Raw genomic sequence first — 23,243 nt, 5'->3', positions numbered from 1 at the left:
GCTCGCTCATTGCTACCCTCCGAATATCGGTAAACGAAACAACCGTTTCGTAATGCGGAACGATCGGAAGTGTCGATGGGATTTCTGTCCGCCCTGGTCTGCGCGCTGCCGCCTGGCACCGTGCTGACAGGCCCCACGGCCGTCGAGCAGTACCGTCGCGATCGCGCGCAGGCCAAGGATGCCGGCACCCCGATCGCCGTTGTCCGGCCGCGGACGACCGCCGAGGTGCAATTGACCATGAGGTGGGCGGCAGAGCACCACGTTTCCGTGGTTCCCCGCGGCGCAGGAACCGGTCTTTCGGGCGGAGCAACCGCCGTCGAGGGTGGGATCGTGCTGACGACGGAACGGATGCGAGATCTGACAGTCGACGCGGCGACGCGTACGGTAACGACTCAGCCGGGCGTGCTCAACGCCGAGCTCAAAGACGCTGTCGCGGAGAAAGGGCTCTGGTACCCGCCGGACCCCGCATCGTCCGAAATCTGTTCAATCGGCGGCAATATCGCCACCAACGCGGGCGGTCTATGCTGCGTCAAATACGGAGTGACAGTCGACTATGTCCTCGGCCTGCAGGTGGTGCTCGCCGACGGTCGCGTCCTGCGGATCGGTCGTTCCCTCGTGAAGGATGTCGCAGGGCTCTCGCTGCTCAAGCTCTTCGTCGGAAGCGAGGGAACTCTCGGCGTGATCACCGAGGTGACGCTAAGACTCCTTCCCGCACTTCCGCCACAACGCCGAGTGGCCGCATGGTTCCGTAACACGGCAGACGCGGCAGGAGCGGTCGCCGAGCTGGCGGCCACCGTTCGGCCCAGCATGCTCGAGTACATGGACAACCTCGCGATCAACGCGGTTGAGGATCTGAGGGATCTAGGACTCAATCGCGCCGCGGCCGCACTCGTTCTCGCCGGCACCGACGAGCAGCAAGCTGGAGCGCCCGAGCTTGAAACGATTCGCTCCATATGTATGCGCCACAACCCCATCTCGGTATACGAGACCACAGCGGAAGAAGGCGACGCCCTGGCCGCAGCCAGGCGAGCTGCCATCCCTGCGATTGAAGCGCGCGGGCGACTACTTCTCGAAGACGTCGGCGTGCCCATACCGCGCTTCACCGAGCTCATCGATGGCGTTGAAAGGATCGCCGCCCTCAACGAGGTGGAGGTAGCACTGATCGCGCACGCAGGAGACGGGAACACCCACCCCCTCGTGGTCTACGACCCCTCCGATGCGGAATTGGAGGAACGCGCCGAGCGCGCTTATGGCGAGATCATGACGCTCGCCATCACCCTCGGCGGCACGATCACGGGCGAACACGGCGTCGGCCGCCTCAAACGACCATGGCTCGTTGAGCAGATCGGGCCCGACGTCCTCGAGGTAGGACGCCGTATCAAGACTGCCCTCGACCCCGACTTCATTCTCAACCCAGGCGCCATATTCGAGGAGACCTTCACATGAGCCATACGGACCGCGTCCACACTAGCGGGCTGCAGGTGGCGCGCAGCCTGTACGACTTCATGAATTCCGAGGTACTCCCCCACACCGACATCGATCCGCACGACTTCTGGAACGGCGTCGCAGACATCGCCAGCGACCTGATGCCGATCAACCGGGCGCTTCTCAACGAACGCAACCGACTGCAGGCTGACCTCGACGCATGGCATAGCGCGCACCGGACAGGCTGGGACCAATCGGAATATCGCCAGCATCTCGAACGCATCGGCTACCTCCTACCCGAGCCGGAGAACGTCACCGTGACCACCAGCGGTGTCGACCCCGAGATCGCCGAACTCGCCGGCCCCCAATTGGTCGTACCGATCACCAACGCCCGCTACGCCCTCAATGCAGCAAACGCGCGCTGGGGTTCGCTCTACGACGCGTTCTACGGAACGGATGTCTTACCCGGTTCGGCTCGCCCAGGGGGGTACGACCGCGAGCGCGGCGACCAGGTAATCAGCGCAGTACGGGGACTGCTCGACGAGTTCTTTCCACTCCTGGAGGGATCGCACTCCGACGCCAATCGGTACATCGTCAAGAGCGGGCTACTGCTCGTATCGACCGCCTCAGGCTCCACCTCGCTCGCTGACCCCGCCGGGTTCCGCGGCTGGCGAGGAAACCCCGACCATCCCGAAGCGGTATTGCTGCAACGACACGGTATCCATTGGGAGCTGCAATTCGACTCGGCCTCCCCAGTCGGAGCCGCCGACCGAGCCTGTATCAGCGACGTGCTCGTGGAGGCGGCACTTACGACCATCATCGACTTCGAAGACTCCGTCGCCGTCGTGGACGCCGACGACAAAGTCGCCGCGTACCGCAACTGGCTCGGACTCAACCGAGGTGACCTTCAAGCCCAATTCCACAAGAACGGCACGTGGATCACACGGCAGCTTGCCGACGACCGCCGTTACATCGGTATCGACGGCGCCCCCCTCGTCCTCCCCGGCCGCTCGCTGTTGCTCGTCCGAAACGTCGGACACCTCATGACGACAGACGCAATCCTCGACGCAGAAGGACAGGAGATCGGCGAGGGCACCCTCGACGCGATCATCACGACACTGTGCGGACTGCCCAGCATCGACATCCACGCTCCGAAGCCCAACGGCAAACACCACTCGATCTACATCGTCAAGCCGAAGCTTCACGGCCCTGCCGAGGTCGCCCTTACCGTACAGCTCTTCAGCCGCGTGGAACGCCTCCTCAAACTACCTCCGAGGACGATCAAACTGGGCCTCATGGACGAGGAGCGGCGCACGTCCGTGAACCTCAAGGCGTGCATCGCCGAGGCGCAGGACCGACTCTTCTTCATCAACACGGGCTTCCTCGACCGCTCCGGTGATGAAATCCATACCTCGATGCAAGCAGGTCCTGTCGTGCGCAAAGCCGCGTTACGGCGACAGCCGTGGATCCTTGCCTACGAGGGCCAGAACGTCGACATCGGTCTCGAGGCGCACCTGCCGGGGCACGCACAAATCGGCAAAGGAATGTGGACGATGCCGGATCGCATGGCGGCAATGCTCGAGGAGAAAATCGCACACCCCGAGGCGGGCGCCACCACAGCATGGGTCCCATCGCCCACCGCCGCGACACTGCACGCCCTCCACTACGCCCGCGTCGACGTGCGCGGACGACAGCAGGAACTCGCCGGCAACCGGCGTAGCGACCTTGACCAGCTCCTGATAGTACCGATCGGCACCCCCGCCGAATGGAGCGAAGCCGACCGGGCCGAAGAAGTCGACAACAACGTGCAATCCCTTCTCGGTTATGTTGTGCGCTGGATCGACCAGGGCATCGGCTGCTCGAAGGTCCCCGACATACACGACATCGGACTCATGGAAGACCGGGCAACACTACGCATTTCCAGCCAGCTATTGACGAACTGGCTGCATCACCGCATCGTTTCAGAAGCGCAAGTACGCGACTCGCTTGTTCGAATGGCGGCCATCGTTGACCGGCAGAACGTGCACGATTCCCAGTACCATCCGCTCTCGGCTGAAGGAAGCATCGCCTTCCGAGCGGCATGCGACCTCATCTTCGACGGACTCGATCAGCCAAACGGCTACACGGAACCGATCCTGCATCGCCGCAGACGAGAAGCGAAAGCACGGAACCAGAGCCGATGAACACGCCCCGAGACATCGCTCGCGTGCGCCGTTATGTCGAGACCACCTCAGTCAGCCACGAGCTCGCCCTATGCATACTCGAGACCGCGATCGCCGAAGGCGCCGCCGCCGGACTGTCCATCGCGGCTACGATCGTCGATCCAACCATGAATCTGGTCGCGTTCGCGCGCGCCGATGGCACAACACCCCACAGCACGGAAACCAGCCGTCGCAAAGCCCAAACGTCCGCATCCACACGGCGCCCAACCGGCTGGATGAACAGCGAGCTCGCGACCTCCCTGCCACTCGGAACCGGAACTACACTCACCAACATCCTCGGCGGAGTGCCTCTCGTATTCGACGGTAATCACATCGGCGGTCTCGGGATCGCGGGCGGACCACCGGAACAGGACGCGCAGATTGCACAACGCGTACTCGCCGCCATTGGGGCGGACCCCGTAGTGGAGTAGGCCCGGGCCTTTAGACGCTGGTGCGGCCACCATCGATGAGCACGTTGGTGCCCGTGATCATGGCCGCATCCTCACTGGCGAGGTATCCGATCAGCGAGGCGATCTCTCCCGGCTGGGCGAATCTCCCTACCGGAATCTCCGCCTTCGCTCGTTCGCCCTTCTCCCCCGCCCATGCGGCTTTGCCGAGCGGCGTCTCGACGACGGTTGGGGAGATCGCGTTGACGGTGACCCCCAAGGGCGCCCACTCCTTCGACAAGACGCGCGTGAGCCCGATGATCGCCGCCTTGCTGGCGGCATAGGCCGCGTGCTCGTCGAGGCCGATCACCCCCGCCTGAGACGCGAGATTGATGATCCGGCCGTAACCGGCCTCGAGCATGACTCTTCCCGCGGCCTGAGCCATGTAGAAGCTCGCGCTCAGATTGACGTCGAGCGTCGCCTGCCACCGGTTCGGCGGCACGTCGACGGCCTTGTCGAGGAGCGCGATTCCGGCGGAGTTCACCAGAATCGTCGGCGTCCCGGCGAACTCGATCGCTTCGATGATGACCGCTTGGGCTGCCGCCGGTTCGGTGAGGTCGCGCACGATGCCGAGGTGCCCGTCGCCGGGAAGAGCAGACATGAGATCGACGACGGCATCGCTCAGATCGACGCCGATCACCCGAGATCCTCGTGCGGCGAAGTACGAGGCCACCTCATATCCGATGCCGCTGGCCGCACCGGTAATGATGGCGATGTCCCGCCTGGGTGTCTGATTCATCGTCATGTCTCGTCAATCCTCATGATCTGCAGGGGCGGCGCCTACGGCTCTCGGCGGTTGTCGACGTCGAGCCGTACGGGAACGAGCATCGCAGTTCGGGCGCATTCACGGGGCGATCACCTCGTCCAACACCGACCCGACTGCCGCGGGGTCGTGCGCGAACCGACCGAGGAACAGTCCGTCGACGCTGCCGTTCAAACGGGCGAGCAAGCCGGGGCCGGCGCTTCCGCCGTAGATGACCTGCGACGTCGCACCTCGGCTCGCGCGCACGTGGTCGCGCAAGGGGCCGCAGACGGCGCGGATGTGATGGATCGGCGCGGCAGTGGCGGCGCCGATGGCCCAATACGGCTCGTACGCGACCACGATGCGCCCGGGCAGGCCCAGCGCTCGGCTGTCCTGCAACGCGTCGTCGAACTGGCGAATGCACTCCTGCGCGGCCGCTTCGGGATCGCCTTGCAGCTTCTCTCCAACGCACAGCACGGGTGTGAGTCCATGACGCAGCGCGGCAGCGGTCTTCGCGCGCACGACGGCATCGGTCTCACCGAACAATGTACGCCTTTCCGCGTGGCCCACTTCGACGGCCACCGCGCCGAGCTCTGCCAGCTCCGCGCCACTCACCTCGCCGGTGAAAGCGCCCGAATCGTGCTCACTGAGGTTCTGAGCGCCGACACCGACAAGACCGTCGAAGATCTGCACTGTTGCCGGGATGGAGAGGAACGTCGGCAGCACGAGAAGCTCCACCCGGCCGCCGGCAACCGCGGGATGCCTGGCCGCTAGTGCCGCCACCTCCAGACTCCACTGCACTGTTCGGGCGTGGCCGAAGTACATCTTCAGGCTCACCGCCACCAGCTGTGGGCGAGCGCTGCCGGTCGGCACGTCAGTCGCCTTCGTAGCGGCAGATCTCCTGCACCTTCTCGTTGGATGCGCTGTTCGCGTCGAACTCGTACGTGAGCCACTCGCGCACATTACGTCGGGCGAGTTCCAAACCGACCACGCGCTGCCCCATGCAGAGCACCTGCGCGTCGTTGGAGAGCACCGAGCGCTCGACGGAGTAGCTGTCGTGGGCGGTCACCGCCCTGATGCCCTTCACCTTGTTCGCCGCGATCGCCACCCCCAGTCCCGTACCGCAGATGAGCACGGCCCGGTCCGCCTCACCCCGGGCCACCATCTCCGCAGCAGTCGTCGCCATGGTGGGATAGTTCGTGTGGCCGTCCGCGTCCACACCGACGTCCGTCACGGATTCGACGAGCGGATTGCTCCGCAGGTCCTTCTTGATCGCTTCCTTGTAGTCGAAACCAGCGTCGTCCGATCCGACGACCACGCGCCACGCACGCATGCGATTCTCCTTCTCCATGTCGACGAGCCGAAGACCCGTCCTTGTTCTCGACCCTGCGATCCGCGCAGCTTTCGGCCGGGCGGGCGCGGCGATTCAACTGTCAGATCGCCACGACGTCAAAACCTCGCTCACCCTGTTGGCGATCAACGCCATCGAGACTGCACCCGGATCTCGGACCCCCAGTGCCTTCTCACCATGCGACCGCGCCCGACCGATGAGGGGCAGCAGGTCGGCCGTAGCGTCTGCCGCTCGTGTCGCCTCCGACGCTGCCGCGCTCCAGGCGTCGACGAATCCTTCGCCGGCCTCGACGTGCGAGGCGAGCGTGTCAGCGAACGGTACGAGCGCGTCGACGATCGTCTTGTCTCCTACCCCAGCTTTGCCGAATTCCATGACAGCCTGCTTGGCGGCGCTCACTCCCGCTGACACGGACCGCGCATTCGGCGCATCCTCGTCTCCGACGCTGCCGCCTAGGGCCGTGAGGATGATTCCCCACAGGGCTCCAGAGGTGCCCCCCGCTCGATCCGACCAGGCGTTCGCGGCCACGGTGAGCACCTTGCCGCTACCCGCCCCCGCGTCGGCCACCCGCGTCGCCGCGTCGACGGCCGCCCGGGCACCGCGTTGCATGCCGATGCCGTGGTCTCCGTCACCGGCGACTGCGTCGATGCGCCCGAGTTCGTCGGCGTTCTCATCGATCACATCCCGCACGGCCGCGAGGAGAGCTATCACCCGAGCCGCGGCCTCCTTGGACTCAGTTCCGGCTTCCGGGATCTCTTCGACGACTTCGTCGTCAACGTCATCGTCATCGCAGGTGGGGACGATCGTCATGCCTGCGGTGTCGACAGCTCCGGTGCGGAACGCCGGCGTGTCCGCCGGCGCGCTCCACAGGTGTTCGAGTTCCTCGTCGAGCCAGAAGAGCGTCAGCGAGGCGCCTGCCATGTCGAAGCTCGTGCAGAACTCCCCGACCTGTGGGTCGACGATCACGACTCCGGCATCCTCCAGAAGGACGGCGAGCCGGTCGAACACGACGTACAACTCTTCGTTCTTCACGGATCCCAATCCGTTGAGGATCGGGACGACGCGAGCACCCTCGACCTGGACTCCCTCCGGAACCTCGGCGGGATCGAGGAGGCGACTCGCGAACAACTCGGCGAGCCCGTCTGCGCTGGGGATGCCGGTCTCATCGATCCCGGGCTCGCCATGGATGCCCAGCCCGATCGCCATGCGACCTTCCGGGACGGTGAACAACGGCTCTTCGGCTCCTGGCAGTGTGCAGCCGGTGAACGCAACGCCCATCGAACGCGTGCGCTCGTTGGCGAGACGCGCCACGCGTTCAACGTCGTCGAGATCGTATCCGGATGCCGCTGCGCCGCCGGCCGTCTTGAAAACGGTGAGATCGCCTGCGATGCCGCGACGCTTGTTCTTCTCGTCTGGCGGAGCACTGAAGATGTCATCGGTCACGGTGACCGTGCGGCAGTCGATCCCCGTGGACTTCACCGCCTCCTGAGCAGCAGTGAAGTGCAGCACGTCGCCGGCGTAGTTGCCGTAGCTGAGCAGCACGCCGCGGCCTTGTTCGCTGGCGCGGATGACGCCCTCCACCTGGCGAGCCGAGGGCGACGCGAACAGGTTGCCCATGGCAGCGCCGTGCGCCAGCCCTGGCCCGACCAGACCGCCGAACGCCGGGTAGTGTCCGGATCCGCCACCGATAACCACGGCGACCTCCGCGTCGGCCGATCTGGTCGATCGCGAGACGCCGCCGGTGACCTTGCGAACCCAGCGCCCGTTCGCCCGCACGAAGCCGTCGAGCATCTCGTCGGCAAAGTCGGCCGGGTCGTTCCACAGTCTCGTCATCTGATACTTCCATTCCGAATTGCAGAGGCGCGGGTCCGACCCAGGTCTACTGGAATGACACCGCTTTCGCGATACCACCGCTCATTACATAGTGCGGCCCTCGGGGCCGCCGCGGTCCGTGCCCGCAGTGAGCTCAGTGCATATAGAGGCCTCCGTCGACATTGAGAGTGTGACCGGTCACGAAGCCAGCGTCTTCGCTGATGAGATAGGACACCGCCGCCGCCACGTCGAGCGGCTCACCGATCCTGTTCAGCACTCCGTCCGTAGCCATCCTCGCTTTGCGTTCCTCGGTCAGCGGCCCGCCCATGATGTCGGTGTTGATCGGACCGGGCGCGATCGCGTTGACCGTGACGCCGTACTGGCCCAGCTCACGTGCCGCCGCACGGGTGAGGCCGATGACACCGGCCTTCGCCGCCGAGTACGCCGCCTTGCTGTACGTGCCGCCGCCCCGCTGTGCCGACACCGAGGAGAGGCTCACAATCCGCCCGAGCTCGTTCTTGACCATCGTCTGCGCTGCGCGGCGAGTCACGTGATGCACTCCCGTGAGGTTGATACGGATGACCCGATCCCACTCCTCGGAACTGACCTCGAGGTAGGCGTCCGGTGAGGAGATGCCTGCCAGGTTGACCAGTGCGACGAGCTGTGGAAGCTCGGCCTCGAGCGTGTCGAACGCCACGTCGACCGCGGCCTCATCGGCGACGTCGGCACCGACGCCGACGGCCTTTACCCCGTATCGCTCGGCGATGCTCTGGGCAACAGCCTTGGACTCCGAGTCATCGAGATCGACCACCCCGATGTTCCATCCGCGCTCGGCGAGGTAGTTCGCTGTCGCCTGGCCGATACCTCTGGGTGAAGCCGCCCCCGTGAGTATTGCGGTGCGCGCCTGCGGAAACCGAGGAGTCATGAACGGGTGTTCCTTTCCAAATACTGATGTGTGGTGCTTGAACTCGCGGTGCGTGCCGCAGATCGAAAGCGACGGGAGAGATCAGGGCATAGACCGGTCGAACAAGGACCGGAGCCGACACCGATCGCCTTCCCCTGGGCGGGCTATCGGATCTGGCTGATCTCGAAGGTGTCCGGGTCTCCCCCGATGCGCTCTCCGGTGTCGAGAGCATCGATGCGGCGCATGTCCTCGTCGCTCAACTCAAACCCGACGATGTCGAGATTGGCGATCATCCGGGCACGCGACGACGTCTTCGGAATGGCGATGTATCCGTGCTGCAAATGCCAGCGCAGGATGACCTGCGCCGGCGACCGGTCGACCGTCGCCCCGATCTCAGCGATCACCGGGTCGGCGAGGTCCCTGCCCTGCCCGATGGGGCTGTAGGCCTCCACTGCCACCCCGCGATCGTTGAGAACGCGGGTCAATTCGGGCTGGCTGAAATACGGATGCAACTCGATCTGATCGACAACCGGAGTCACCCCGGTCTCGGCGATGATGCGATCCAGATGATGCGGCAGGAAGTTGGACACGCCGATCGCCGTCACGAGTCCGGCATCCTTGGCCTCGATCAAGGCACGCCAGCTGTCGACGTAGGCATCTCTCGCCGGTGACGGCCAATGGATGAGGTAGAGATCCACGTGGTCGAGACCGAGGCGGTCCAGGCTGCTTCGCAGCGCGTCGCCTGCGGATGCCCGCCCCTGTTCGCCATTCCGCAGCTTGGTGGTGATGAAGACATCGTCCCTGGACAGGCCGGACGCGGCGAGCGCGCGGCCGACACCCTGCTCGTTGTTGTACGCGGCTGCCGTGTCGATGTGGCGATATCCCGCCTCCAACGCCTCTTCGACGCGGGCCTGGACCTCATCTGGAGAGATCTGGAACACGCCGAACCCGAGTTGCGGAATCGCGATACCGTCGCTGAGTTGCACCGACGGCGACGTACGGCCGGAGATGGCGCTCACGAGGCTGCCGACCGCTTGAGCACGAGCAGCGAGACGGAGTGCAGCGGAAGGCTCAGAGCGATCTCGCTCGTTCCCCCGGTCGCCTCGATCTTGTGCGTCGGCTCGTACTCTTCAAGACCCATCTTGCTGTGCATGATCTCGATCTCCTCCGTTGTCGGCAGCTGCGGGCTACCCAGCTGCCGCCACACGGTGTGCGCGTTGCTGTGCTGCTCGTCGATGCGGTAGTGCTCCAGCGTGTATGAACCAGACCTTAAGCCGTTCAGCTTCACCGCGACCTCGGCCGCTGTGTCGTCAACGCTGTATTGGTCGTCCGTGCGGCGGTAGACGAGGATCGCGAGGTCCCCGTCATCCGTCCGGGTGGCGAGGGCGTCGACTTCCTCCGGCGGCAACGCTGGAGCGATGGCGTCGAGCTCCGAGACCTTCCAGGTGCTGTCCGAGACGGCCGGGATGCGAGTGGTACCGAGCTTCCCGAACATGCGGTAGGCGTTGAGCAGCGGCTTCTCCACTCCGTTCGCCGTCGCGAAGGAACGGGTGCCTTCGAACATCCGCTCGCCCTCGAAGTAGAAGCTCCAGGTCGTGGCCTCACGCACCTGAGCTTCCTCGAGCGCGTTCACGTCGAGGATCTTCTTGATCAGGTTGGCCTGGAACACGGGGTAGTACTCGGTGTTCTGGAAGCGGAAGTTCGAGTTGTCGTAGACACCCCAATGAGCCGGCACGCCGGCGTCGCACTCGTCGACGATCGCCGGCAGCTTCGCGAACTGCGGGAACTCCGCCATCACGCGGAGCAGCCTGCGGATCTCGTAGAGCATCTTGGTGGTCTGCGGGGACTGCTTCTCGGGAGCCTCAGCACCGGTCGGCCCATAGGTGCGCCAAGGCACGAACCGAGATCCCTTGGTGTGGAACGAGACGAAGTCAAGCGGCAGGTTCTCGTCGGCGGCGAACTGCAGGAACTGCCTGAGGAAGCCGGCGCCGTTCGGACCGCCTGTGACGGTGGGACCGCCGACCGAGGCGCTCGGCAGCACGCTGCGCACCGCACGAGCCGTCGTCGCGTAAAGCTCGTTGAACTCTTGGCGGGTCCCGCGCCAGTAGTAGATGTCCGGCTCGTTCCACAGCTCCCAGAGCCACTCCGAGACCTCCTCCTCGCCGTAGCGTTCAACGCAGTGCTGCGCGAGCGCGGCAACAAGGGCGCCCCACTTCGCATAGTCCTTCGGAGGAAAGCTCCAGTGCCCGGCCTCGTACGCGCTGTACACGGTCGGGCTGTCGATAAGCGGGTACTCCTCGTATGCGCGGTCCGGAACGAGGTCACGGGGAGTGAAGCCGAGTTCGACAAGCACGTGGTGTCCGGCGTTCACGATGGCGTCGTACGCCTGATCCACGATCGTGAAGTCATAGAACGGCACGCCGTCACGCTCGTGGTAGACGTTCCCGCTCCCCTGGTGCGGAAGGCCGAATCCGGTGCCGCTCACGAACACGTAGTGCGGGCGAACATGGAACGGCGTCGCTGAGGTCTTTCCGATGGTCTCCAGCAGTTCGCGACCGGTGGCGGTGTATGTCCAGTTGATCTCGTCGTATCCGAGGCTCGCCCAGATGGGCTCGATGCGCTGGCCGGGAGCGGCGGCATCCACCTCGATCGTTGCGGCGCGCACGTGCGTCGCGTTCGGGTCGTGGGGTGCCGCATCCGGGAAGAGCGCGGTCGATTCCATACCGGGATTCTTGTCGCGGAGCGTGGCGGTCTCGGTGATCACGCCGATCCTTTCGTTGATGGATGGTTGGTTGTCGTCGACGACGAAGCTGCGGCGACCGATGTCATTTGAGCGACCCGACGGCGAGCCCACCGCGCCAGTAACGCTGAAGGCTGAGGAACGCCACGATCAGGGGCACGATCGACACGAGGGAGCCAAGGACGATAAGGCTCCACAACGACGTGGTACCTGTGCCGCTGGCCGAGTTCGCCAAGCCGTCCCATAGGCCGAGTCCGACCGTGACAGGGAACAGATTGTCGGAGGAGAGAACGGCCAGCGGAAGGAAGTAGTTGTTCCAGGTACCGACCACCGACAACAGCAGCACGGTGACCGCCGCAGGACGCAGCAGGGGCAACGCCACAGTGAGAAAGGTGCGGAACTCTCCCGCACCATCCACCCTGGCGGCGTCCAGTAGCTCGTCCGGGATCGCGTCGGTCGCGTACACCATCATCAGGTAGACGCCGAAAGGGTTGAGCAAAGACGGCAGGATGACGGCCCAGATCGTGTTCGTCATGCCGGCTTGGGAGAGCATGGCGAACGTCGGGATCACGAGCGCGGTCAGCGGAACCATCACTGACCCGAGTAGAAGCGCGAGGCTCAGGCGTCTGCCGGGAAAGGCGAACTTCGCGAATCCGTAGCCGGCGAGGATCGCCAAAGCGGTAGCGCCCACGCCGCCGCTCACCGCATAGAGCAGCGAGTTGCCGAGCCAGCGCAAATAGATGCCGCCGTTGTACGTGAACAACAGGCCGAGGTTATCGAACAGCGCGAAGGTCTTGTCGAACCAGAGCGCGCCGCCGCTGCCGGAGAAGAGGCCGTGGGCATCCTTCGTGCTGGCCACGATGAGCCACCAGAGCGGGAGCAGGAAGTAGATGACCAGCACGACGAGGAAGGCATGCGCCCCGATTCGCGGTTTGGCGCGACCCCGCCCTGACTGCGCAACTCGCTGCGCCGTCTTGATTCCGATGACCGTCATCAGACGATCCGTCCCTTCTTCCGGGTGGCGAAAAGGAAGATGTAGACCCCGACGAACACGACGAGTCCGAGCGCGAACGAGATCGCCGACGCATAGTTGATCTGCGAGTTCGAGAACGCCAGGTTGTAGGCGTACATGTTGGGCGTGAACGACGGCGTGATCGCACCGTTCGACGATGGCGCGAGCACCTGCGGCTCGGTGAAGAACTGCAATGTGCCGATCAGGGCGAATACGAGGATCAGCACGAGCGCGGATGCCACGAGCGGAACCTTGATCCGTAACGCGATCTGCCACTGGTTGGCGCCATCGATGCGTGCCGCCTCGTAAAGCGAGCTGTCGATGCCCTGGAGTGCGGCGTAGATGATGATCATGTAATAGCCGCTCCACTGCCACGTCACGACGTTCAACAGCGCGCCGAATACCTCATGGGCGCCCAGGAGGTTGGGGGCGGACGCGTGGAACAGCGCGAAAAGCTGGGCGAGCGGACCGAAGCCCGGGCTGTAGAGAAAGCCCCACATGAGCGCGCCGATCACAGCGGGTATCGCGTATGGCACGAAGATCATCAACCTGGAGAACCGGGCGAGCCTTGTCGTCACCGTGTCGAGCACCAGCGCCGCCGCGAGGGAGACGAGCATCTGCAGCGGGATCAGTACCACGGAGAACGCGACGACGAAGAGCAGGCCTCCGAGGAACTCCGGATCGCTGAACGCCTTGACGTAGTTCCCGATCCCGCTGAACGTCGTTCCGGTGGCGAGGCCTTTGGAGAAGAGGCTCAACCAGAACGCGTATACGAGCGGTGCGACGAGAAAGACGAGGAAGACCAGGCCGAACGGCGCGACGAAGAGCCAGCCGATGACTTTGGGCCGAGCGGATCTGCCGCGCGCGGCCGTCGTCATTCTGCGGGACGACGGCCGGGCGAAGGCGTACGAGCCGGTTCCGGTCATCACTTGGTCTTCACCGTGAAGCCTTGCGCCTTGGCGTAGGACGCAATGGTTGACTGCAGCTTGGAGAGCCCGGAGGCGGCACTCTCTGAGCCACTCGTGGTCTTGGTCAGCATCGCCGTTATCTGCTGGTAGTAGTAGTCCTGGAACGGGCTATAGCTCTGCCCCTTGTACGCGCCCGCGGTCGGGATCCAGATCTCCTTGTTGGCCTTCTGGCCGCCGAAGAAGGGATCGGCTGCATTCACGAACCACGAGGCCTTCTGGGCTTTGAGGTGCTGCGGGAAGTGGGCGCCGAGCGTTTGCTGGTTCTCGTTTCCGAAGAGGTTCAGTGCCACCTCCGCGGCGGCATGTGGAACCTTCGACTGCCTGGTCACCGCGTAGGTCGAGCCGCCCCAGTTCACTTGCACCGGGGACTTCGCGTCCCACTGCGGCAGCATCGCCACACGCCACGGGCTATCGGCCCCACGAGGGAAACCGGCTCCGGTGAGGTGACCCGGCTCCCAGGATGCAGCGATGAAAGTGGCGATCTTGCCCGAGGCGAGCTGGCTGACGAAGTCCGTCGAGGATTGACCTGTCGTGACCACCTCGCCCTTCTGCACGAGAGTGTCCCAGAAGTCGAGTACTTTTCTACTCGCCGCGTTGTCAATGTCGACGCCGAGACTCGTCTTCTTGTCGATGCTGTAGTCGAACGTGTCAGCGCCGGCCTGAGCGAACAGGGCCTGAGCGTAAGCCGGAGTGTCATTCGGCCAGTCAGCAATCGCCGGGCCGCCTGCCGCCTTCAGCTTTGCAGCGTCGGCCGCATACTCGGCCCAGGTTTTCGGTGGGGTGAGTCCGTACTTGTCGAAGATGTCCTTCCGGTACATCATCGCGACCGGACCGCCGTCATCCGGGATGGCGTAAATGCCGCCATTGCTCGAGATGTCTTTCAGCGTGCCCGCGGAGAAGTCGTTCTTCCACTTGTCGGCGCCGTAATCACTGAGGTTCACGAGCGCATCCTTGATCAGGAAGCTATTGAGGTGGTCCGTCTCCAACATGACGACATCGGGCGCGCCTTTGCCTGCGGCGATGGCTGTGGAGAACTTCTGGTATTCGGCGCTACCTGCGCCGGCGTTCGTCCAGCAGATCTGCACATCCTTATGCGCCTTGTCGAACGCATCCACCGCGACTGGCAGGGTGGGTGACCAGCCCCAGAGCGAGACGCGGGTCGCGGCCGGGTACGGGATCTTGTTGTCGCAATTCGACGGCTTGTCGGCCTGAGACTGGGGTTTGTCCGTCGGGGCTGCCGTCGGCCCGGCAGAAGCACCGGTCGACGAACAGGCGGCCAACAGAGACACGACGGCCACGCCCATCAGGGCGGCGAGTGCCTTCTTCTTCACGCGAAACTCCTTTGTTCGAGACCGAGCCGCACTGCAAACGAACACGGCCGGTGACGCGTCTAGTGGGCGATCGATCGCCCGCGAAGTGTTGTGTGGATATCCTGCCGGTCCCTTTGCAGACTGTCAACGGTAAATTGTTTACAATCATCAGGACGCTTTTATGGGAAGGTTTTCGGCATGACAGTATCCGGCCTCGAGGTCACCCCAGTCGTGCAGCCTGCCCTCTCGCACAACGTGCTTGACGCGTTGCGTGTGATGATCAGCACGGGCCGCCTTCAACAGGGCGAGCATCTCAAGGAAGCCGAAATCGCTCAGGCTCTCGGGGTGAGCAGGGGCCCGGTCCGGGAGGCGTTGAACCAGCTCGCCAACGAAGGGTTCGTTGAACTGAGACGACATCGTGGCGCGTTCGTGGTCGAGCTGACGCGAGCCGACATCATCGAGGTCTATACCCTGCGCCTGGCTCTTGAGCGGCTCGCCGTCGAGCGCACCGCCGAGCGCATGACGCCGCAACTGCTAGCCCAGATGGATGCAGTGCTTGAGCGAATGCAACGCGTGAACGATGGGTACGAGGCTCAAGCCGTGACTCGACTCGATCTCGAGTTCCACGATCTGCTCTACAAGGCCGCCGACCACCGGCGACTCGAAAACTCGTGGGAGCACATTCGCAGCCAGGTGGAGTTCTTCCTCAATGCCCGCAACGACTCGTTCCGAGACTTCCTCCAAGTCGGGTATGCCGAACACGCCGAACTCCGGGACGTCCTCGCCCAGCGCGACCCGCAACTGGCAGCCAAGGCCATCCAAACCCACCTCGAAGGCGCCTACCACCGGCTCCTCACGACCCATCCGCAGGACTAGCGCGAACACCCGCGCAGCCACTCCACGACCACAACAGGGAATCGAACGACATGCCCACCACTTTCACCGCCGAAACCTGGCCGATCGCTGTCTGCCTGCACGGCTTCCCACCCATGGACCAGAACAGCGTCGCGATGCACGATGCCCCCGCCGAGGTGTGGGATGACATGCTCGATGAGATCGAGAACGTCGGCTTCTCTCTGATTGAGCTCGCCGACAGCCACATACGCCCAGCGGATCTCGAGCCGTCGCGCCGGGCCGAGTTCCTGGCGATCGCGCGGTCGCACGGCATCGGCGTTCCCTCCGTACACCTCCAGCGTCAAAGCGTGATCATGCCGGGCCATGAGGAGCGCAATCTCGAGTACGCACACCGCACCATCGATGCGGCGGCGGAGTGGGGCATGCAGGTCTTCTCGACGGGTCTGCATCAACCGTTCACGCCCGCCCAACGGGAGGCCCTCTGGTTCTGGACCGCACAGGGCCCTCGGGATCCGGATGACCCCGAGGTGTGGGAACGGGCCGTGTCTCGGATCCGCGAGCTCGGCAAGCACGCAGCGGACGTGGGGCTTCGGATGGCTTTGGAATTGTATGAGGACACCTACCTCGGCACCGCCGACAGCGCGGTGCGGTTCGTCGAGGAGGTGGGACTCGACAACGTGGGCCTCAACCCTGACGTGGCAAACCTCATCCGCCTCCACCGTCGGGTGGAGGACTGGCGTGAGCTCTACGCGAAGACCCTCCCCTACGCAAACTATTGGCACGTCAAGAACTACACGCGCGACGAAGCCGCCGACGGCAGCTGGGCGACCTCGGTGCCGTCCACCATGGAGACCGGGCTGATCAATTACCGCCAGATCTTCAAAGAGGCCGTCGCCGTCGGGTTCGACGGCATCATCCTGTGCGAGCAATACGGTGGCGACAGCCTCGGCGTCTGCGCCACGAACCAGAACTACATCCGCTCGCTTCTCCCCCGCGGCTGAGGCGATCCACGGTAACCACCCAAGCCGAACAGAAGGACATCCATGACACACCGCATCGTCGCCATCGTCGGATCCGGATACATGGGGGGAGGCATCGCGCAGGTTCTCGCGCTCGCGGGCGATACCGTTCGCATCAGCGATGTCTCGGAAGACGTGGCGAAGGCGAATTACGAACGGCTGCTCGCCGAGGCGGAGGAGTTCGCCGCCGCCGGCCTCTTCCCGCCCGATGCCCCCCAGCGCCTCGCGTCGCACCTGCAGCCGGCCGTCTCGATCGAGGCTGCGGTGGCCGATGTGGACTTCATCGAGGAAGCCGTACCCGAGAAGGCCGAGATCAAGCAGGAGACGCTTCGGCGCATCAGCGCGGCCGCTCCACCCGACGCGGTGATCGGCTCCAACACTTCGACCATTGCGATCGGCACCCTGGCGAGCGCGGTCGAGCGTCCGGAGCGCTTCCTCGGCGTCCACTTCTCCAACCCGGCACCCTTCATCCCCGGCGTGGAGCTCATCCCGCACCAGGGCACATCGGAGGCTGCGATCACCTTTGCTCAGGACGTCGTGGCTCGAGCCGGCAAGGAATCGGCACGCGTCAAGGACTCGACCGGCTTCGTCCTCAACCGCCTTCAGTACGCGCTGTTCCACGAGGCCACACAGATCGTGGAAGAAGGCATCGCCACCGCCGCTGAAGTGGACACCCTCGTGCGAACGACGTTCGGGTTCCGCCTTCCGTTCTTCGGACCCTTCGCCATCGCTGACATGGCGGGCCTCGACGTCTATGCGTTCTGCTACGAGTCCCTGCAGACGAGGTGGCCCGAGCGATTCGCCACACCGGAGTCGCTTCAGCGGCTGGTGGATGCCGGCAATCTGGGAACGAAGACCGGTTCCGGTTACCTGGATCTCCCTGCCGAGCGCACCGCGGAACTCATCGCATACCGGAACCGGGCCTATGTCGCGATGGCCAAGCTCCTGGAGGAACTCGGCCCGGCGCCGACCCAAGATCAGCCGCGCTGACCGAGCGTCGCCCCCCGGGGCGGCGACGCATCCGTCAGTGACCAAGCGGCCCGATGTGCGTTTTCAGGCTCGCCTGGGCTTTATCACAGTGGGTTCGACGATCTTCTTCCGGATGTGCTCATAGATGACCGACGTGTGCACGTCGGAGAGTTCCGGTCGGCTCGTCAGCTTGTCGATGACGAACGCGTAGAGCGCTTCATTGTCGCGCACGGCGACGTGGACGAGAAAGTCGTGGTCGCCCGTTGTGACGAACACCGCGATCGTTTCCGGGAGTGCCGTCACCCAATCGCGGAAGTCCTCGATTGCAGCTCGTGACGGCGGGCGCACCCGCACCGAGATCAACGCTTGAACCCCGCGTCCGAGTTGCGTCAGGTCGACGTCGAGCGTTGTCCCTTGGATCAGCCCTTTGTCTCGCAGCGCTCGCGTGCGTTCGAGGGCGGTCGTCGGTGAGACCCCCGTCCTGGACGCGACTTCACGATTGCTCGTGCGTGCATCGTTCTGCAGAATCGCCAGGATCGCTGCGTCGAGCTCATCAATGACCACCATTTCGCGCTAATGATGCCATGAAGTTCGGAGGATTTGCGAACCGGTAGGACATCAGTCTGACTAGTGGGATGATTCAGCAAACTATCGGATTCGATTCCCATGAAGTCGATCCCTGGGTCTCGACCCGTGAAGCTCGATTGAAGTGGGTCATCGTCATCGACACCGCGCTCTCGCCCGGGCGTGCCGCGAACGCCGCCGTCTGCGTTGCCGCGGCGACTGCCGCGCTGGTGCCGGGGCTGGCGGGTCCCGACGCCGTCGACGCCTCGGAATCCGTACATCCGGGACTGCCTTGGGCAGGGTGCACGATCCTGGCCGCCACAGCCGAGACGCTTCGCGACCTGCGTGCGACGGCTGCAAAGGGGAAAGACATTTTCATCGCCGACATGCCGCAAGAGGCTCAGCGGACCCGCCTCTACGGCGAGTATCTCGATCAGGTGGCGGGTAGTCATCCGAATGCATTGGAGTATCTGGCCGTGAGCATCGTTGGCCCGAGGAATCGAGTCAGCCGCATGGTTGGACAGTTGCCGCTGCTGAAGTGAGACGAATCCGTCCGTTGCGGCTGCCAAGGGCGGGCGCGGCCGTTGAGCCGGTGCGAGTGGGCACGGTGGTCGGTCAACCGGGTTAGGCGTTGTCGTCTCGCGACGGCATGGCGACGGCTGTCACGCGGATCATGGTCAGTCTCGCACCTCGCCTTCCGCCTCGATCAGAGTCAGCAGCACGTGCGGGAGCGCTAATCCCGCGTTCTGCCGAATCGCGGTCAGCGCCTCGCGCTCTGTCGCCGGAACTGCGCCGGCGTGACGCCGAGTGCACCGCGAAACGCTCTCGAGAACGCTGATTCCGATGAGTACCCGACGGCCGCGGCCACCTGGGCGACCGGAGGACCACCGATCACGAGTTGTTCGGTCGCCGACATCAGACGGCTTCGCGTGACGAACGATGCCACCGACATGCCGGTGTCACGCGAGAAGCGGCGGATGAACGTCGAACGGGACATGCGAGCCGTTCGTGCGAGAACGTCGATCGACCACGCGCGACCGGGGTCGGCATGAACCGCGTCGATGGCGGAGGCGATGCTCGGATCGGAGGCGGCCGTCCATAGCCGCGCTGAGGTGGATGCGCCGGCCGATGTGCGCAACACCATGGCCAATAGGGCTGTGCAAAGCGCGCTGAGGATGACCGCCGTGCCCTGCCCCTCGCGCTCGGCTTCGCCGCGCATGAGCTCGCTCAGCTGTCGGAGCACCCGGTCGGTGTCTTCCGACCGGCCGAACGAGACGTGAATCGGATCGGGAATGCTCTCGAACAGCAACGCGCCCGCACCCGGGCCGACCGAGAAATGACCACAGAAGAGGTCGACCACAGGGTCGCCGACGTTCTCGCTACGTGTCGTGAGGAACGCGGGCCCGGCCTGCTCGGTGACGCCGGCGGCTCGTCCCGGCCCTTCCACTGTGATCCGATGTGGCCGCCCGCTGGGAACGAGAACCACGTCGCCGGGCGCCATATCGAACGACTGTCGGGCCGTGTGGAATCGGCACCGGCCTGCCATCAACACGTGGAACGGCACCTGTCCGTTCGGGTACCCGTTCACCGGCATGTCTGTCGACCTGCCCAGCAGACATCGCCGTTCGAGGGATGCTTCGAGCTGCGCTCGGCGAAGAAGTGCACTGATCGTGTCCACATTGACACGATAGGGCAGATTTCTGGCTCCAAGCAGGCTGTTCGGTGCAGTCGAACGGTCGCAGAGTGTCGGTATGGGAATCGGAACTCACCTCACCGTCGACGTTCTGGTCGTCGGCTTCGGAAAGGGCGGCAAGACTGCCGCACACGTCCTGGCGGAAGCTGGCAGACGCGTCATCCTCGTCGAGCAAGACGAGAACATGTATGGCGGGACCTGCCCGAACGTCGGCTGCGTGCCCTCCAAGATGCTCGTGCACTACTCGAACGCTCGTCGTCTCGAAGACGACGCGCAGGAGTTCTTCGCGCACTCGGTTGCGGGCGTCAAGGCTCTCACCGACGCATTCCGCGCCGGGAACTTCGAGAGCCTCAACGGAAAGCCCGGCGCGATGGTTCTCACCGGACGCGCGCGCTTCGTCGACGAGCACACGGTCTCGGTCGGCGCGGGGGACGATCAGATCACGGTCAGCGCTCCCACGATCCTGATCAACACCGGCTCAGAGCCCATTCTCCCCGACATCCCGGGCCTTGCCGAGAGCGCCCATCGGGTCAGCAGCACCGACCTGATCCGCAAGGACAGGCTCCCAGCCCACCTGACGGTGATCGGCGGCGGCTACCTGGGGCTTGAGTTTGCCGGGATCTATCGGCATTTCGGCGCCGACGTCACGGTGCTCGAGTCGGCCCCCCGTTTTCTTCCCCGCGAAGACGACGACGTTGCCGAGGCCGTGACAGCAATCCTCAGCGGTGACGGCGTGAAGCTCGTCACCGGTGCCGATGTGCTGGAAGTTCGCGACGAGGCCGGGTCAGCCGTCATCGTGTACCGCACCGAAGACGGCACCACGGAGCTGCGAACCGATGCCGTACTGCCCGCGACCGGACGCAGACCGGCGACATCCGCCCTCGATCTGAACGCCGCGGGCGTGGCGGTCGACGCCAGAGGCGCCGTCGTGGTCGACGAACGGCTGCGTACGAGCAGACCGCACATCTTCGCCCTCGGTGACGTGAACGGAGGTCCGCAGTTCACGTACGTCTCCCTCGACGACGCACGAATCGTGCTCGACCAATTGCTGGGAGACAGCAAGCGCTCCACCGCGGACCGGGTCGCGGTTCCGCACGTGCTCTTCACCACTCCTCCCCTCGCCACCGTCGGAATGACGGAACGAGAAGCGCGAGCGAGCGGGATGCACGTCAGGGTGTCGCGTGAGAACGTCGCAGACATCGTCGCCATGCCCCGGGCATACACCGTCGAAGAGACGCGCGGCTTGATGAAGTTCATTGTCGACGCCGATACCGACCTCGTTCTAGGCGCGGCCCTCCTCAGCATCGACTCGCAGGAGATCATCAACCTCGTGAGCCTCGCCATGCGACACGGCATCACGGCGACCCAGCTGAGCACGTCGATCTACACGCATCCCAGCTCCACGGAAGCGCTGAACGAGGTGTTCACCAAGGTCGTGGGCTGACGTGTCCCGGGGCGCACGAGTCCCTCCGGCCGGCTCGGGCGATCACCGCCAGCGACGAACGCGGAGCGGGAGGACATGCCTACCTCTACCGCAACCTAAGTTCCGCTGTCGTCCAACATCTGCCCACCGACGTCTTTCAGCGCACGATGATTCGTTCATCTGTACTCACTGAACTGGAGGATTGGAAGAGTCGCGTACAAGGGAACATCGACGAGATGATTCAGCATGTCAAGCCGTATACGCAAATGGGGCCGTGATGCTTGAACTGTTGATGAAGATCCCGTCGGCTTCAAGGAGCTCGCACCGAGTGAGCATGTGGCCGTGCGCCGCCTGAGGGACCTCGGACTTATACAGGAGCGCGACAGCGAGTATGAATCGCCCTGGGTTTTGTTCCTAGGGTTTTGCGTGGCTGACGGTTGTCGGCACGGGTGATTCGTGGTCAGCGTAGTAGGTGGCCTCGACCTCGGCGGGTGTACGCAGGCCGAGTTCGCCGTGTAGACGGGAGTTGTTCCACCACCACACGTATTCCAGGGTCGCGAGCTCGACTTGTTCGACGGTGCGCCAGGGTCCTTGGCGTCGGATCAGTTCGGTCTTGTAGAGCCCGTTCACGGCCTCGGCGAGGGCGTTGTCGTAACTGTCGCCGATGGTCCCCGTCGATGGTTTCGCGCCGAGCTCGATGATCCGGTCGGTGTAGACCAATGACATGTAGTTCGACCCGTGGTCCGAGTGATGCGTCAGCCCCTCCAGCCTGCCTCCTGCAGCCCACGCCGCCATGTTCAGGGCTTGAAGGGGCAGGATGTCGGCCTTCAGCGTCGCGGCAACGTTCCAGCCCACGATGCGCCGTGAGTACACGTCGGTGACGAACGCGACGTACGCGAACCCGGACCATGTCGCCACATACGTAATGTCCGCCACCCACAATCGCTCTGGCCGGTCTGTGGCGAACCGGCGCTGCACGAGATCCGTCGGTCGCTGCTGCGCGGGGTCAGGCCGAGTGGTGAACACCTTCTTCGACCGTCTCACACCGTGCACGGCGGCGGCCCGCATCAGCCGCCCGGTCTGGTCTCGACCGATCTCCCACCCCTGCCGACGCATCAGCGCGTGCATCTTCCGCACCCCGTAGACGCCGTAGTTCTCACCGTGCAGACGGGCCACCTCGGGAACGAGGAGATCGTCTCTCAGCTGCCTGGCTGACGGGGCGCGAGTCATCGCTGCCCGGTAACCGCGAGCGGTGATGAACCCACACTCTGTCGCACCGATCGTGCGGCAGATGGCCTCGACCCCGAAACGATCCTTGAACATGATGATGAACCGGATCATCTCGTCGTGGGGCGGTCGAGTTCCGCGGCGAAAAACGCCGACGCAGCCCTCAGGATCTCGTTCGCACGGCGCAACTCGGCGTTCTCCCGCTTCAATCGTTTGATCTCCGCGAGCTCATCACTGGTCACACCGGGACGGGTGCCGGCATCGATCTCGGCGCGGCGACGCCACTTACGCAGCGTCTCCGGCCCGACACCCAGCTTGGCACCCACATGACGGATCGCCGCGTACTCGGTCTCGTGATCAGGCAACGCCTCCTCGAGCATCCTGAGTGCTCGCAGCCGGAACTCCGGCGGAAACTGACGGGGCATGACTCCATCCTCCTAAAAGAACCGGAACCAAACCCAGGGCGATTCGAGTATCAAGCAAGTGTCATCCTGGAACTCGTGTGAGCGACGCCGGGGACTGCTGCACGGAGAGGTGACACCTGATCTGTGGTGCCGAAGGGTGCCGCTGGGAGGATGTCATCAT

21 protein-coding genes are annotated in these 23,243 nt (G+C 64.4%); 8 read left to right on the top strand and 13 right to left on the bottom strand.

The genetic code is table 11. The features are described 5' to 3' along the window. Nucleotides 1-75 precede the first annotated feature (75 nt). The 3 genes from ACYVI5_RS00105 to ACYVI5_RS00095 are packed head-to-tail and all read left to right on the top strand — an operon-like array spanning nucleotide 76 to nucleotide 4,057. Nucleotides 76-1,446, top strand: a complete 1,371-nt coding sequence (locus tag ACYVI5_RS00105; protein WP_460578465.1) for an FAD-binding oxidoreductase — start codon at nucleotides 76-78, stop codon at nucleotides 1,444-1,446. Then, complete coding sequence (locus ACYVI5_RS00100) at nucleotides 1,443-3,608, top strand: malate synthase G (RefSeq protein ID WP_460578464.1); 2,166 nt, start codon at nucleotides 1,443-1,445, stop codon at nucleotides 3,606-3,608. Before ACYVI5_RS00105 ends, ACYVI5_RS00100 begins: the two co-directional genes overlap by 4 nt. Further along, entirely contained in the window at nucleotides 3,605-4,057 is a 453-nt protein-coding gene (locus ACYVI5_RS00095) for a GlcG/HbpS family heme-binding protein (RefSeq protein WP_460578463.1), read from the top strand. The genes ACYVI5_RS00100 and ACYVI5_RS00095 overlap by 4 nt, the downstream gene beginning before the upstream one ends. 10 nt (nucleotides 4,058-4,067) lie before the next feature. Here the strand turns inward: ACYVI5_RS00095 and ACYVI5_RS00090 are convergent, their stop codons facing one another. The 10 genes from ACYVI5_RS00090 to ACYVI5_RS00045 form a co-directional block, all read right to left on the bottom strand. Beyond that, complete coding sequence (locus tag ACYVI5_RS00090) at nucleotides 4,068-4,817, bottom strand: GolD/DthD family dehydrogenase (RefSeq protein WP_460578462.1); 750 nt, start codon at nucleotides 4,815-4,817, stop codon at nucleotides 4,068-4,070. A 99-nt stretch (nucleotides 4,818-4,916) separates the two neighbouring features. Then, nucleotides 4,917-5,687 carry a triose-phosphate isomerase family protein gene (locus ACYVI5_RS00085; protein ID WP_460578461.1) on the bottom strand — a complete coding sequence of 257 codons (771 nt, stop codon included), beginning with the start codon at nucleotides 5,685-5,687 and terminating at the stop codon, nucleotides 4,917-4,919. 1 nt (nucleotide 5,688) lies between these two features. Further along, nucleotides 5,689-6,147, bottom strand: a complete 459-nt coding sequence (locus ACYVI5_RS00080) for an RpiB/LacA/LacB family sugar-phosphate isomerase (protein ID WP_460578460.1) — start codon at nucleotides 6,145-6,147, stop codon at nucleotides 5,689-5,691. Nucleotides 6,148-6,240: 93 nt separating this feature from the next. Beyond that, entirely contained in the window at nucleotides 6,241-7,995 is a 1,755-nt protein-coding gene (locus ACYVI5_RS00075; RefSeq protein WP_460578459.1) for a dihydroxyacetone kinase family protein, read from the bottom strand. A gap of 133 nt (nucleotides 7,996-8,128) precedes the next feature. Continuing rightward, a complete protein-coding gene (locus tag ACYVI5_RS00070) occupies nucleotides 8,129-8,899 on the bottom strand; it encodes an SDR family NAD(P)-dependent oxidoreductase (protein ID WP_460533195.1) in 771 nt (256 codons plus the stop codon). A 143-nt stretch (nucleotides 8,900-9,042) separates the two neighbouring features. After that, the gene (locus tag ACYVI5_RS00065) at nucleotides 9,043-9,897 is read right to left on the bottom strand and encodes an aldo/keto reductase (protein WP_460578458.1); all 855 of its coding nucleotides are present in this window, start codon (nucleotides 9,895-9,897) and stop codon (nucleotides 9,043-9,045) included. Then, a complete protein-coding gene (locus ACYVI5_RS00060) occupies nucleotides 9,894-11,642 on the bottom strand; it encodes a GH39 family glycosyl hydrolase (RefSeq protein ID WP_460578457.1) in 1,749 nt (582 codons plus the stop codon). The genes ACYVI5_RS00065 and ACYVI5_RS00060 overlap by 4 nt, the downstream gene beginning before the upstream one ends. Before the next feature lie 61 nt (nucleotides 11,643-11,703). Further along, complete coding sequence (locus ACYVI5_RS00055) at nucleotides 11,704-12,612, bottom strand: carbohydrate ABC transporter permease (RefSeq protein WP_460578456.1); 909 nt, start codon at nucleotides 12,610-12,612, stop codon at nucleotides 11,704-11,706. Then, nucleotides 12,612-13,556 carry a carbohydrate ABC transporter permease gene (locus ACYVI5_RS00050; protein WP_460578455.1) on the bottom strand — a complete coding sequence of 315 codons (945 nt, stop codon included), beginning with the start codon at nucleotides 13,554-13,556 and terminating at the stop codon, nucleotides 12,612-12,614. Before ACYVI5_RS00050 ends, ACYVI5_RS00055 begins: the two co-directional genes overlap by 1 nt. Continuing rightward, nucleotides 13,556-14,929 carry an ABC transporter substrate-binding protein gene (locus ACYVI5_RS00045; protein WP_460578454.1) on the bottom strand — a complete coding sequence of 458 codons (1,374 nt, stop codon included), beginning with the start codon at nucleotides 14,927-14,929 and terminating at the stop codon, nucleotides 13,556-13,558. The genes ACYVI5_RS00050 and ACYVI5_RS00045 overlap by 1 nt, the downstream gene beginning before the upstream one ends. A gap of 210 nt (nucleotides 14,930-15,139) precedes the next feature. On the opposite strand from ACYVI5_RS00045, the gene ACYVI5_RS00040 reads away from it, so the two are divergent. Genes ACYVI5_RS00040 through ACYVI5_RS00030 form a run of 3 tightly spaced genes read left to right on the top strand, consistent with a single transcriptional unit; the run spans nucleotide 15,140 to nucleotide 17,772 of the window. After that, complete coding sequence (locus ACYVI5_RS00040) at nucleotides 15,140-15,784, top strand: GntR family transcriptional regulator (RefSeq protein ID WP_460578453.1); 645 nt, start codon at nucleotides 15,140-15,142, stop codon at nucleotides 15,782-15,784. Between the two features lie 50 nt (nucleotides 15,785-15,834). Further along, nucleotides 15,835-16,764 carry a sugar phosphate isomerase/epimerase family protein gene (locus tag ACYVI5_RS00035; RefSeq protein ID WP_460578452.1) on the top strand — a complete coding sequence of 310 codons (930 nt, stop codon included), beginning with the start codon at nucleotides 15,835-15,837 and terminating at the stop codon, nucleotides 16,762-16,764. 42 nt (nucleotides 16,765-16,806) lie between these two features. Further along, a complete protein-coding gene (locus ACYVI5_RS00030; protein WP_460578451.1) occupies nucleotides 16,807-17,772 on the top strand; it encodes a 3-hydroxyacyl-CoA dehydrogenase family protein in 966 nt (321 codons plus the stop codon). A 63-nt stretch (nucleotides 17,773-17,835) separates the two neighbouring features. Here the strand turns inward: ACYVI5_RS00030 and ACYVI5_RS00025 are convergent, their stop codons facing one another. Next, complete coding sequence (locus ACYVI5_RS00025) at nucleotides 17,836-18,318, bottom strand: Lrp/AsnC family transcriptional regulator (protein ID WP_460578450.1); 483 nt, start codon at nucleotides 18,316-18,318, stop codon at nucleotides 17,836-17,838. Between the two features lie 68 nt (nucleotides 18,319-18,386). Between ACYVI5_RS00025 and ACYVI5_RS00020 the strand changes: the two genes are divergently transcribed. Further along, entirely contained in the window at nucleotides 18,387-18,857 is a 471-nt protein-coding gene (locus tag ACYVI5_RS00020) for a DUF2000 domain-containing protein (protein WP_460578449.1), read from the top strand. 218 nt (nucleotides 18,858-19,075) lie between these two features. Here the strand turns inward: ACYVI5_RS00020 and ACYVI5_RS00015 are convergent, their stop codons facing one another. After that, nucleotides 19,076-19,993 (bottom strand): cupin domain-containing protein, encoded by a 918-nt coding sequence (locus ACYVI5_RS00015; RefSeq protein WP_460578448.1) that lies wholly within the window; start codon nucleotides 19,991-19,993, stop codon nucleotides 19,076-19,078. Between the two features lie 73 nt (nucleotides 19,994-20,066). Here ACYVI5_RS00015 and ACYVI5_RS00010 point away from each other — a divergent pair, with 73 nt between their 5' ends. Further along, a complete protein-coding gene (locus ACYVI5_RS00010; RefSeq protein WP_460578447.1) occupies nucleotides 20,067-21,452 on the top strand; it encodes an FAD-dependent oxidoreductase in 1,386 nt (461 codons plus the stop codon). A gap of 393 nt (nucleotides 21,453-21,845) precedes the next feature. Here ACYVI5_RS00010 and ACYVI5_RS00005 read toward each other — a convergent pair. Beyond that, nucleotides 21,846-23,083 (bottom strand): IS3 family transposase gene (locus ACYVI5_RS00005; protein ID WP_460578446.1). Its coding sequence is split into 2 segments (ribosomal slippage): nucleotides 21,846-22,804 and nucleotides 22,804-23,083, totalling 1,239 coding nucleotides; the frame shifts between segments, so codons are not numbered across the junction. Nucleotides 23,084-23,243 lie beyond the last annotated feature (160 nt).

The sequence above is a fragment of the Humibacter ginsengisoli genome (genome assembly GCF_054780095.1).
Note: the sequence above shows the minus strand (reverse complement) of the source record. Positions and strands in the feature narration are given on the sequence as shown.